We start from the raw sequence: 12,426 nt of genomic DNA on the forward strand, positions 1-12,426 counted from the left end.
ACAAAGTAAAAGCGAAATGACTACTTAGTTGTTACATAATTTCGGGCAATAGTTACAGAATTCCCTTAAAACCAGAAAAGACGGGCTATTCACCCGTCTTTTCTTCTATATTATACTATCAATTACTTTCTTGGAAAGCTAATTTTATTGCCGGTATTTAATCCGTTGTTTTTTGCCAGAACGCCACACATGTGGAATAACATTCTTGCGCCCACGTTTCCGTCCCAGTCGCTTCCGTCTTCACCAGGAGCCACTTCAACCAAATCGAAACCGATAATTTCTTTACCGCTTTCTGCTAACTTATTAAACAAATATGTAGCCTGCTCAAACGAGAAACCACCAGGTACCGGAGTACCCGTGTTAGGGCAATACCAAGGATACATACCGTCGATATCGAAAGAAATACATACTTTTTGCGGCAATGACGCGATGATTGCCTCACATTGCTGCTCCCATGTTTTCCCTTGGAAAGATTCCGCTTTTAAGTCGGCGTCAGTATTAACCAAAACCCTGCCGTTTGATTTTTGTACCACATCCACTTCCTGTTCGCAGAAATCACGGATTCCCACCTGAACGATTTTTGAAACCTGTGGAATCTGCAATGTATTGTACATGATTGAAGCATGGGAATATGTAAATCCTTCATAAGCGATACGCAAATCCATGTGTGCATCCAAATGTAAGATTCCGTAGTTATCATGTTTTGAAGCCAAAGCTTCATAATAACCAAGCGGCGTTGAATGGTCACCACCCAATAAAACCACTTTCTTTCCATTATTCATCCAGTACAACACCTTCTCTTTTACCTCAGTGTGTAATTCACGGCACACTTTGTTGATTTTATCCAAATCAGCCTGTAGAGCAGGGAAATTCCCGATATCTTCACCACCTTCAAGGGCTTCGATAATAGGTTGCGCTAACGATTTGTATTTATCAGAGTTTGTTTTCCAGTGTTTAGGAGCTTCCTCCATATAAATACCCAACTTCCATAATTCAGGAAAGTCCTGATGGTTCAAATCCACCTGAAAAGAAGCATCCATGATGGCATCAGGTCCTTCTGATGCACCGGCACCATAACTTACGGTTACTTCCCATGGCACAGGGATTACTATAATTTCAGAATCTTCTGCCGAAAACGGTAATCCGAAAACGGTAGCATCTGCCAAACCCGGTTGTGACGGGTCGAAGCTTTCTATAATTTGTTGTTTTGTCATTACTATTTGCATTTTTTTGTCATTTCGACGAAGGAGAAATCTCATTACTTTATGCGACTTCTCCTGCGTCGAAGTGACAACTTAATTATTATTTAATTTTAAAATTCCCTGTTTCAGGATTTGTCCGAAGTTGTACATATCTTCAAACGAGCAATATAAAGCAACGGGGGCCAGACGGATTACATTTGGTTCGCGCCAATCTGTTATCACGCCGTTTACCATTAAGTAGTCAAACAGGTTTCTTCCTTGACCGTGAAGGAAAACCGATAATTGACAAGCCCTTTCCTTTTGCTCTTTCGGAGTAATGATTTCGAATTCGGTGCCGGGGATTTCACTGTCGATTTCATGCAGGATGAATTCCAGGTATGCAGTTATTTGATCACGCTTTGCGATTAATTTATCCATACCGACTTCGGCAAACATTTCGGCGGAAGCCAAATAAGGAGCCAAAGACAGAATTGGAAGGTTACTCACCTGCCAACCGTCGGCGCCATGAACCGGATCGAAAGAAGGTTCCATTTTAAAACGACGCTCTTTGTTATGTCCCCACCAACCTGCAAAACGCGGCAAGTTAGCATGATGGTGTTTTTCGTGCACGAAACAACCCGAAGCATTTCCGGGACCGGAATTCATGTACTTATAACTACACCATGCAGCAAAGTCAACATTCCAGTCATGCAGTTCCAGTTTGATGTTTCCGGCGGCATGTGCCAAATCGAATCCAACGATTGCTCCTTGTTTGTGACCTGCTTCGGTGATGGCTTTCATGTCGAAAACCTGTCCGGTGTAATAATTCACACCTCCGAAAAGGACAAGAGCCAGTTCGTCGCCGACTTCTTCAATTTTTGACAAAATATCTTCCAAACGGATATTGTGTTCGCCGTCGCGGCGTTTGATTTCGACAATGGCATCTTTAGGATCGAAGCCGTGGTGTCTTACCTGACTTTGGAACATATATTGATCAGACGGGAATGCTTTTTCCTCGCAAATGATTTTGTAACGCTTGCCTTCCGGGCGGTAAAACGAAACCATCAACAAGTGAAGATTCACTGTTAAGGTATTCATTACGGTAATTTCGGAAGGTTTTGCCCCTACGATCGAACTCAACGGAGCCGCAAAACGCTCCTGGTAATCCCACCAAGGCTTTTCGGCGTAGAAATGTCCTTCAACAGCGAGATTTGCCCAGTCATTCATGACATCATCGACATACTTTTTAGTCCGTTTAGGTTGTAATCCCAAAGAGTTCCCGGTGAAGTAGATCACGTTTTGGCCGTTATGTTGCGGGAATATGAATTCATTCCGGTAGTTTTTTAATTCGTCTTGTGCATCAAGTTGTTGCGCGAAAGCGAGTGTATTTTGAAATGTCATTTTGGTTGTAATTAGTGGTGTAAAAGTATTGAAAAGTTGGTAAGTAGCAAAGAGTGATTAGTAATTAGTGACTAGTGAAGAGTCCTTAGCACTTAGTCCTTAGTACCGTTTGAAGAGTGACTAGTAACTAGTGACTAGTGATTAGTCCTTAGCACTTAGTCCTTAGTACCTTTTAAAGAGTGACTAGTAATTAGTGATTAGTAACTAGAACCAGTTAAAGAATACAAAGTACCAGTTAAAAAGTGTTCGGTACCACCTAAAAACGAGCAGTACCACTTAAAAACGAACAGTACCATCTAAAAATCATCAGTACCACTTAAAAACTATCGGTACCACTTAAAAATTACCAGTACCACCTAAAAACTATCGGTACCACTTAAAAACGAGCAGTACCACTTAAAAAGTCTTTGGTACCACTTACATAATCATCTGTACCACTTAAAAAGTTATCTGTACCAGCTAAATAACGACTGGTACCAGTTAAAAAGTCTTCGGTACCACTTACAAAATCATCGGTACCACTTAAATAACGATCAGTACCACTTACATAATCATCAGTACCAGTTAAAGTGCGACCGGTACCATGTTTAGACTTCTTAGATTGCTAGATTGTTGGATTGAGTATTATTGCTTACGTCACTTCGTCCCGATAGCTATCGGGATTATGTAGTGTAACGGAATAAAAATGTATCGAGAAGTTCTCCCTTCATGAGGTTCTCGATACATTTTGCTCCACGATGTTACGCAAAACACTCGAACTGACGAAACCTTCTGTAAAATGACAAACAAAAAAATCCCAACCGTGATGATTGGGATTTTGGATAGTATGTTTTTGACGGATTAAAGAATCAACATTGCGTCTCCGTATGAATAGAAACGGTATTTTTCTTTGATTGCTTCGTCGTATGCTTTGCGCATTAAATCGTGTCCGCAGAAAGCAGAAATCATCATTAATAAAGTTGATTTCGGTGTGTGGAAATTTGTTACCATACAATCGGCTACACTGAAATCGTAAGGAGGGAAAATGAATTTGTTTGTCCATCCTTCGTAAGGGTTCAATGTTTTGTTTGAAGAAACAGAGCTTTCCATGGCACGCATTGTTGTAGTACCGATAGCACAAACGCGTTTTTTGTTTGCTTTGGCTTTGTTCACTGTATCACAAGCTTCCTGAGAGATACGAACCTCTTCAGAATCCATTTTGTGTTTTGATAAATCTTCCACTTCCACCGGATTGAACGTACCCAAACCAACGTGAAGTGTTACTTCAGCGAAATCGACACCTTTGATTTCAAGGCGCTTCATTAAATGTTTAGAGAAGTGTAAACCGGCAGTTGGTGCAGCTACAGCTCCTTCTTCCTTAGCATAGATCGTTTGGTAACGGTCAGCATCTTCAGGAGTTACCTCACGGTTGATGTATTTCGGGATTGGCGTTTCACCCAAATCCACTAATTTCTGACGGAATTCTTCGTAAGAACCATCGTATAAGAAACGTAAAGTTCTCCCGCGTGAAGTTGTGTTATCGATAACTTCAGCTACCAATGAATCATCGTCACCAAAGTATAATTTATTACCGATACGGATTTTACGTGCAGGATCTACCAAAACATCCCAAAGACGTTGTTCTGCATTTAATTCTCTCAATAAGAAAACCTCAATACGTGCTCCTGTTTTCTCCTTATTACCGTATAAACGTGCCGGGAAAACTTTAGTATTGTTGACTACCATCACATCACCTTCATCGAAATAATCCAAAATATCTTTGAATAATTTGTGTTCGATAGTTCCTTTTTTACGGTCAACAACCATTAAACGAGACTCGTCACGATTTTCTGCCGGGAACTCTGCAAGTAATTCTACCGGTAGATTGAAATTGAAATTAGATAACTTCATTCTTTACTATTTAGAAGATTAAAGTTTAAAAGTTTTGCGGTTGAACCACTTGCTTTTAAACAAGGTGCAAATATACTATCGCGGAATAGGCCTTGTCAAGTGTTTTGCTGTTTATTTATTTTAAAGTTGGAAAGTTGCAAAGTTGCAAAGCTGTAAAGTCAGTGTTTATGGCACTTTCAGGCTTCTGACATAATAAAACCCACATGTTGTAAATCCTTCCAAAAATCAGGATATGATTTAGAAACTACTTCCGCTTCATTGATAACCAAATTTGTTTTCAGGGCCAAAGGAGCAAAAGCCATAGCCATGCGATGGTCCTGATAGGTTTTGACAGCAACACCGGCAATAATATTTGTGGTCGGTTCCAAAGTCAGCGTTTCATCTGTAATAGTTACCGATGCACCGAATTTTTCCAGTTCTGCCTTTAATGCTTCCAATCGGTCAGTTTCCTTGATTTTCAATGTATGCAAACCCGTGAGATGACATCCCATACCCAGACCGAAGCAAGTAACCGCAATGGTTTGAGCTATATCAGGACAATTGTTCAATTGATAATTAACAATTGATAAATGATTATAATTTATTTTACGAAGTATGATTTTAGTATCTCCGAATACAGTCTCCACTCCGAAGTCTTTATAAATAGTTGCAAGGGCCGAATCACCTTGTAAACTGTTTTCTTTATAGCTTGACAGTTCGACTTCAGTCCCGGTTTCAGACAACGCAATGATGGAGTACCAGTAAGAAGCCGAAGACCAGTCGGATTCAACAGTTAAGAGTTGGCTACTTGCCAGCATTGGTTTTGGGGCAACAGAGATTACATTCCCTGCAAACGATGTTTCCACACCGATTTCATTTAATAACGCCAACGTCATTTTGATGTATGGGATGGAAGTAATTTCGCCTTCGAGTGTAAGTTCCAGACCGTTTTCCAGTTTAGGTGCCACCAGTAATAATGCAGAAATATACTGACTGCTCACGTTAGCCGGAAGCGACACTCTATTTTGGGTGATTTTTCTTCCTGTGATTTTCAAAGGTGGGAATCCGTCATTTTCAGTGTATTCGATGACAGCTCCCAGTTGACGTAATGCATCGACCAAAATACTGATGGGACGTTCCTTCATACGGGACGAACCGGTAAGCACAACCTCTTTGTCTTCCTGCGTGGAAAAGTAAGCCGTTAAGAAACGCATGGCAGTACCGGCGTGGTGAATATCCTTAATGGGATCATCACTAAGCAAAGCCTTTGTCATTACTTCTGAATCATCAGAATTTGAGACATTAGCCAATATTATATTTGGGTACAGTGCCTGAAGTAATAATAAGCGGTTTGTTTCCGATTTACTACCCGAGACTGCAATGACAGATTTAGTATTCGTTTTTGATTTTTGAAGAGAAAGATTCATTATTTGGATACAAATTTTAACCCTACCAAAGACAGGATTAAGGTTGACAAAAAGAAAACCCGCCAGAAAGTGGCCGGTTCTTTAAATACGAGGATTCCTACCAGTACACTACCCACGGCACCAATACCGGTCCAGACTGCATAAGCCGTTCCGATGGGTAATTCCTTAGTTACTTTAACCAGCAGAATCATGCTAAAAGTGAGGCACACCAAAAAACCGGCATACCATAAAACAGCAACGTTACCGGTAGTTTCTTTAGCCTTTCCGAGGCAGGCCGCAAAAGCAACCTCAAAAAGACCAGCTATGATTAAAAGAATCCAGTTCAATTTATTTTAATTTTTCATTATTGTGATGACGGTCGTGATCACGTTTCGTTTTCAAATCCATTTTTTTATCGAAAGAAGCCTGTAGATCGACACCGGTTTGATTAGCAAGACACAGGACCACGAAAAGCACATCGGCCAGTTCTTCGCCAAGATCCTTCCCTTTATCGCTTTCTTTTTCTGATTGTTCACCGTAACGGCGTGCAATGATTCTGGCTACTTCGCCTACTTCCTCTGTAAGCTGTGCCATGTTTGTTAATTCGTTGAAGTAACGCACTCCGTGGTTTTTAATCCAGTTGTCTACGTCAACCTGGGCATTTCTTATATCCATTATTAAGCTTTTTTAAGTACTACTTTTTCGGTTTGTTTTTTGATTACTTCAGAGAAGAATTTTTTTAGTTCTTCGTAGTCTTCAGGTGCGATTATACTGGTATTGGTATCAAAAACAGAAGTTAGCTGAATTTGTTTACCGTTTGAGTTGATATTAAATTTATAAGCCAACAAACTATTTGGGAATACAATAGAAACCGGCTCCGGCATCGACTCCACCACATAACCTTCCGGGATATTGATAATTGTCAGATACTTCTTTTGGTTCGGATAAACAAAATCAACCGGATATTCTCTTTTTTCCTGTTTGAACGGATTTTCGGTCATTGCGAAAAACAACAAAGGCTGAAAATACATTTTATCACCCATGATCTCAACAGCATTATGGTTCTTGAAAGACAATGTCTCAACAACCGGTTTTTCCAAATCCGTTTTATTTTCAACTTTATATTCGGAGATTTCAGAACCTTTAAATTCTTTTTCGAGACGTTCCAGATAGGGTTCTTGGGCTAATTTTCCTTCATCATCCCTAAAAACCACTGCTTCATAATCTGATTTCTGCACTTTCATCATTCCGGTTATTTCACCCGAAGCATTGATACTTCCCATGACATTGGTACTTTCTTTCGAAATAACATCTGTAAACAACTTAATTTGATTTGTCGTTCCGTCTTTTTTAACTTCTGTACCTGACCAATTTAAGGCACGCACAGGAGGTAAATTAACCGCACTCATTTTATCGGTAGCATCAAGAATATAATTTTTACCGTCAATTACCGCATTCACCAAAACATAATTCAGCTTTGATTTATTTGGGTAATTCGCATAACCGAAGTCTTTTGTCGACATGAAAACCGGGTTCGCATCAACTCCCGACAGTTTCAGCATTGACAGTAAGATGAAATTGATTTCCGCTGCATTTCCGGTTTTTTGGCTATAAGCCTGTTCAATGGGATTGTTCAGAAAAAAGCCGTTTTTACCGTTCCATGACATTCGCTTTTTAACGAAATCAAAAACCAGATTCATATTTACCTGCTGATCTTTTGATTCTTTGAGCAATGCTTTTAAATCGTTGATGAAATAGCTGTTTTTGCTTAATTCGGTTTTGTATTCTTTATTGTTGACGATAAGTTTCCCTATATCATCCCATGTTTTACTAATATTTTTGGCCTTCTGATCCTCAAAAGTAACCGATTCCAGTTCCTGTTCAATTTTCCCGTAATAATTATCTATGTTTCCGGCATAATCTTCCTCAATCAGAGCCGGAATATCTTTGAATTTAAATACCGACTTAAGTTGAGTATAGACAATCGATTTAGGTTGTGCCAATTCAACATAATTTTGACTGCCAGGTTCATAATTTTGATCCAAAGTAAATGGCACTTCGCTCTTTTTCACAATTTTATATTTATAAAACTCAGGAATGGCAGTAACAAACTCAGCCTGGTTTACCGGTATGTCATACTGAAACTGAAACGACGGTAGCACGTCAAAATCCCATGACTTATGCGTATACTTCAATTCGATTATCGAACCTTCCCTGACATTTGGAAAAATAACGGTTTTAGTATCCCAGTAATCGTTTATTGACTTTTCTACTTTAGCATCAGCTGATGGCTTGGATTTTACGATTTTACCGTTTTCCAGATTGTAAACGACAGCTTTATTGACTTCAATATTTTCTTCATCTGACTTAACAGTTCCGGTATAATAAGGGATCACGAAATTAGCCCAGTTTAAGCCATCTTTCCTATAGATTTTTATCTTATACTCAAATTCTGTTTTGGTAAAAAAACCCCTGTCTGCATTATAATAAAATCGGGTTACCGCATTCTTGAACAGAATTGCAGCAGCTGCCGAACTGTCTTTAGGGTGTCTTTTTTCTTTCAATTCATTAACCGTCACATCACCCAGATCCATTTTCTGGGAAAACAAAGGATTGGCCGCTAAGAAAAAAAATACCGTTACAAATACGGACAGTTTCATTTTATGCTTTTTTAAGTACTACTTTTTCGGTTTGCTTTTTGATTACCGCAATGAAGAAGTTTTTCAACTCTTCATATTCCTCCGGAGCTACCACACTGGTATTGATATCAAACACTGATGTCGCCTGGATTTGTTTGCCGTTTGAACTGATGTTGAATTTGTATGTCAACATTTGTTCAGTAAATACAATTGAAATGGGTTCCGGCATTGACTCTACCGCATAACCTTCCGGCATATTAATAATCGTCAGGTATTTTTCCTGGTTAGGAAATACGAAATCAACCGGATATTCTCTTTTTTCCTGCTTGAACGGACTTTCGGCCATACTGAAAAACAATAACGGTGAGAAGAATATTTTATCTCCGATAACTTCGGCCGAATTGGTATTTTTGAAAGAATATGTTTCAACAACAGGCTTGCTTAAATCTGATTTATTATCGATAACATAGCTGCTTACTTCCGAATTATTCAAATCTTTTTCCAAATCTTCCAGATAAGCTTCCTGCGCTAATTTCCCGTCTCTCTCCCTGAACAGGAAAGCATTGTAATCCATTTGCTGTTTTTTCACCATTCCGTTTATCTCTCCTGTTGCTGTAAGCGTACCCATTACATTTGTAATTTCTTTTGACAGGATACCCGAAGCTAAGTCAATTTGTGCGGAAGTTCCATCTTTACGGATAATTCTTCCTACCCAGTTCAAGTCATTTATCGGCAAAATATTAGGCAATGCATTTTTGCTTGTAGCATCTAACAACGTGATACTTTCAACCCCTTCAATACCGGCAATAACGTAGTTAAACGCTGTACGGCTAGGGTATAGTGCAATTCCGTTAGAACGTGTACTCAGGATAATAGGGCTGGCGTCGATACCGGCATAACGCAACATTGAGATCAGCATTAAATTAATTTCGGCCGAATTCCCTGTTTTGTCTTTATAGGCAGCAACCACTCCTTTATCACAAGCATACGAATTGTATTTATCCCAGTTCATTCTTGATTTCACATAATTGAAAATGATTCCGATTTTTTCGTTTTTATCTGAAATACCGGCAAGCAATGCTTTTAAATCATCTTCGAAATATCCGTTTTTATTCAATTGAGGACCAAAATCCCCATTTTCATAAATTTTCTTGGTCACATCATCCCAATCGGTAGCAAATAATCTGTATGGCTCCTGCGGATATTGGATACTTTGCAATTCGTGCAAAACACTTGCTGTATAGTTAGCTATATTATTAACAAAAGACTCATCTCTGAGTGCCGGAACATTTTCGGCTTTATAAATTGTTTGGTTATCTATGTAAGTAAAATCATTTGCACTTCTTAAAGAAGTATTCGCTTTTACTGCCGAACTGGCCGAAGCCATGGCAACCTTCTTATCAAACTTATTTTTAGTTTCAACGATAGGAAAAGCTCCTTTTCTGAAAACGCCATAATTAAAGTATTCAGGAATATTCACTTTGAATTCTGAAAAAGCAACAGGTATTTCCTTCTGAAAATCCCATTTCGGCAATGAACTGCTCACATAAGGAGATCTCAAAAGATATCTGTATTCAATTATGGATCCTTCTTTCACATTAGGCATCTGGATTTTTTTAGTATTCCAGTACTTATTGCTTTTCTCAATAAACTCCCCTTCCGATTTCAATTTTGTCTTTTCAATTTTACCGTCAACAAGATTGTAAGTAACCGCTTTGGAAATCATTACCGACTGATCACCTTGTCCGCCGATATAATATGAAATTTCTTTATTAGCCCAATCATAACCTTCTTTCTTGTAAATTTTGATTTTTACGTCAACTTCCGTAGCCATATCAAAACCTTCACCCATTTTATAATCAAAATAAGTTTTCCCTTTTTCAAAAATAACAGCCGCAACCGCAGATGTATCCAGAGGATGTCTTTTCTCCTTCAATTCTTCAATTGTCACTTCTCCTAATTCTCTTTTTTGGGAGAATCCGGCAAGTGAAGCAAATACCAATAATAAAGTAGTAATGTTTTTCATATCAATTTGGTTGTAATAAGATTTTCGAATTATCGTTTTTGGCAATTTGTTCTTTAAATTTTCTGAATTCATCATATTCAGCAGCGGTATAAATTCCTTTTTTAATCAGTAAATTTCTTTTGTACTCGATTTTACCATTATCCAGCACTGAAATTTCGGTATGGTAGGTCCCGAATTTTGTATCCAAGCTTACCGGTTCCGGTTTTGCCCCAACTTTATAGGCTGAAGGAATTTCAATTTCAATCGTATCCTCATCGTAATATCCTTTTTCAATTTCGAAACCGCTTTTACGGGTTCTGTAACGTTGTGGTATTGAAACATTCTGATTCAAAACATTAGGCACAATCATTTTGTCTGTTCCCAAATCCTTGATATAGCCAGGCACATTCAATTTAATTTCTTCGGTATACTGAACATTTGCTTTATCATTATAACGTTTTACTTCGTTAACTGACAATTCGTTCAGATTAGACCATCTTTCTTTATAATTTTCTTTGGTTTTATCCAATGGCAGGGTTTCTAACATTACAATTCCGTCATACTGAATTCCGGTGTATTGTAATTTTACATCCAATTTTGCCGAACCGTCTTCCCCGACAATAATTTTCCCTTTGGTAACCTGGGCATTATCCTTATCGATATATTTTTTGGTACGGATGATTTCACCACCTTCGGGTTTAATCAACAAGGCAAATCTGTCATCTGTAAAATCTCCTTCAAAACCAAAAGCCTTTGTCTGGCTGGTACACTCAAGAAAAAACAGTTTATTGTCTTTATCCGGAACAGCTAAAACAGCATGGTTACCTTGCATGGATACAAAATCTTCCATGATATCCTTGCGGTTATCTCCGCCGTAGATTATGGCATAATAAGAAGGAACGCTGACAACTTCCAACAATGACTTAGTATAATTACTCAACGCCTTACAATCGCCATATCCCAAACGGTCGACATCTTTTGCCAACATGGGTTTCCATCCGCCAATCCCCAACTGAATACTCACATAGCGTGTTTTATCCTGCATGTACTGATATACGATTCTCGCTTTTTTGATTGGATCAGATTCATTCCCTATCAGATTTTTGATCTTAGTCTGGGTATCAACCGGAATCTCAGAAGTACCTTTTAAAAGTTTTTCATTCATCCATTTTCCGAAATCCTTCCAGTTTTTAGCGTCACCTTCCACACCTTCCAACATAAATTTATCCAATCCGAAAATCACATGTGATGGTTTATAAGGCGCTAATTCTTCCGGTTTTTCTGCAGGGAAATTTTCAACGGTATAGTGTAAAAAATTCTCCTTTTCTTCTTTCAGGATTTTTTTATCCCCAAAATCGATTTCTTTATATTTAAAACCCAGACCAGACGGAAAGCTTATTGTAAATACTGATTTTTGGACACTTTCACTGAAATCATCCACAGGATACCATTTCGGGATAAAAGCGGTATTTGGGGTTTGGACTTCACTTTGATAGATAATTGTAAATGGATATTCGGTTGGCACATAATTTAATGCAACCACACGGGTTTCCGAAATATCAGCAGCATCACCGGCTACACTGTAATCCTGAAAATCTTTCCTTTTCAGCTTCTTTAATTCCTTTCCTAAAGAATTATAGACAACGGCTTCGATGGAATTGATACTTAATGTTTTATTATAATGCTCATTCGCATCGATATTCCGTAACCCTTTTTCATTAAAAACAGTAATTACTTTTTTTGTTTTTATGATCATATTGGAAATCGATTTGATCTCAACCGAAACTTCCTGATTACGGACAACACTGTTTGCGCTTTCCTTTAATTCGGCCGGAATACCCAAAACAGACAAATCACTTGTCTGGGCAAAAATTTTCCCCGTAAAGAATAAACACACAAGTAACAAAAACCTAAATAGCTTCATA

Annotated in this window: 9 protein-coding genes and 1 pseudogene; all 10 read right to left on the reverse strand. The window is 38.5% G+C overall.

Translation table 11 applies throughout. The annotated features are described in order from the left end of the window. Positions 1-122: 122 nt before the first annotated feature. The gene (locus NAT51_RS14380; RefSeq protein WP_250599816.1) at positions 123-1,214 is read right to left on the reverse strand and encodes an agmatinase family protein; all 1,092 of its coding nucleotides are present in this window, start codon (positions 1,212-1,214) and stop codon (positions 123-125) included. Positions 1,215-1,295: 81 nt separating this feature from the next. Continuing rightward, complete coding sequence (kynU, locus tag NAT51_RS14385; protein WP_250599818.1) at positions 1,296-2,582, reverse strand: kynureninase; 1,287 nt, start codon at positions 2,580-2,582, stop codon at positions 1,296-1,298. A 376-nt stretch (positions 2,583-2,958) separates the two neighbouring features. Beyond that, a pseudogene (locus NAT51_RS19815) lies at positions 2,959-3,153 on the reverse strand (hypothetical protein); the annotation flags it as partial. Positions 3,154-3,422: 269 nt separating this feature from the next. Further along, positions 3,423-4,472 carry a tRNA preQ1(34) S-adenosylmethionine ribosyltransferase-isomerase QueA gene (gene queA, locus NAT51_RS14390; protein ID WP_250599820.1) on the reverse strand — a complete coding sequence of 350 codons (1,050 nt, stop codon included), beginning with the start codon at positions 4,470-4,472 and terminating at the stop codon, positions 3,423-3,425. A gap of 176 nt (positions 4,473-4,648) precedes the next feature. Beyond that, on the reverse strand, positions 4,649-5,878 hold the full coding sequence (locus NAT51_RS14395) for a 3-phosphoshikimate 1-carboxyvinyltransferase (RefSeq protein WP_250599822.1): 1,230 nt from the start codon (positions 5,876-5,878) through the stop codon (positions 4,649-4,651). Continuing rightward, positions 5,878-6,204, reverse strand: a complete 327-nt coding sequence (locus NAT51_RS14400; protein WP_250599824.1) for a DMT family transporter — start codon at positions 6,202-6,204, stop codon at positions 5,878-5,880. Before NAT51_RS14400 ends, NAT51_RS14395 begins: the two co-directional genes overlap by 1 nt. A 1-nt stretch (position 6,205) precedes the next feature. Beyond that, the gene (locus NAT51_RS14405; protein ID WP_250599826.1) at positions 6,206-6,532 is read right to left on the reverse strand and encodes a nucleotide pyrophosphohydrolase; all 327 of its coding nucleotides are present in this window, start codon (positions 6,530-6,532) and stop codon (positions 6,206-6,208) included. A 2-nt stretch (positions 6,533-6,534) separates the two neighbouring features. Then, the gene (locus tag NAT51_RS14410) at positions 6,535-8,517 is read right to left on the reverse strand and encodes a DUF3857 domain-containing protein (RefSeq protein WP_250599828.1); all 1,983 of its coding nucleotides are present in this window, start codon (positions 8,515-8,517) and stop codon (positions 6,535-6,537) included. 1 nt (position 8,518) lies between these two features. Next, entirely contained in the window at positions 8,519-10,522 is a 2,004-nt protein-coding gene (locus tag NAT51_RS14415) for a DUF3857 domain-containing protein (protein WP_250599830.1), read from the reverse strand. 1 nt (position 10,523) lies between these two features. Next, complete coding sequence (locus tag NAT51_RS14420; RefSeq protein WP_250599832.1) at positions 10,524-12,425, reverse strand: DUF3857 domain-containing protein; 1,902 nt, start codon at positions 12,423-12,425, stop codon at positions 10,524-10,526. Between the last annotated feature and the right edge of the window lies 1 nt (position 12,426).

Origin of the sequence: Flavobacterium amniphilum (assembly GCF_023634845.1) — a bacterium.
Classification (GTDB): domain Bacteria; phylum Bacteroidota; class Bacteroidia; order Flavobacteriales; family Flavobacteriaceae; genus Flavobacterium; species Flavobacterium amniphilum.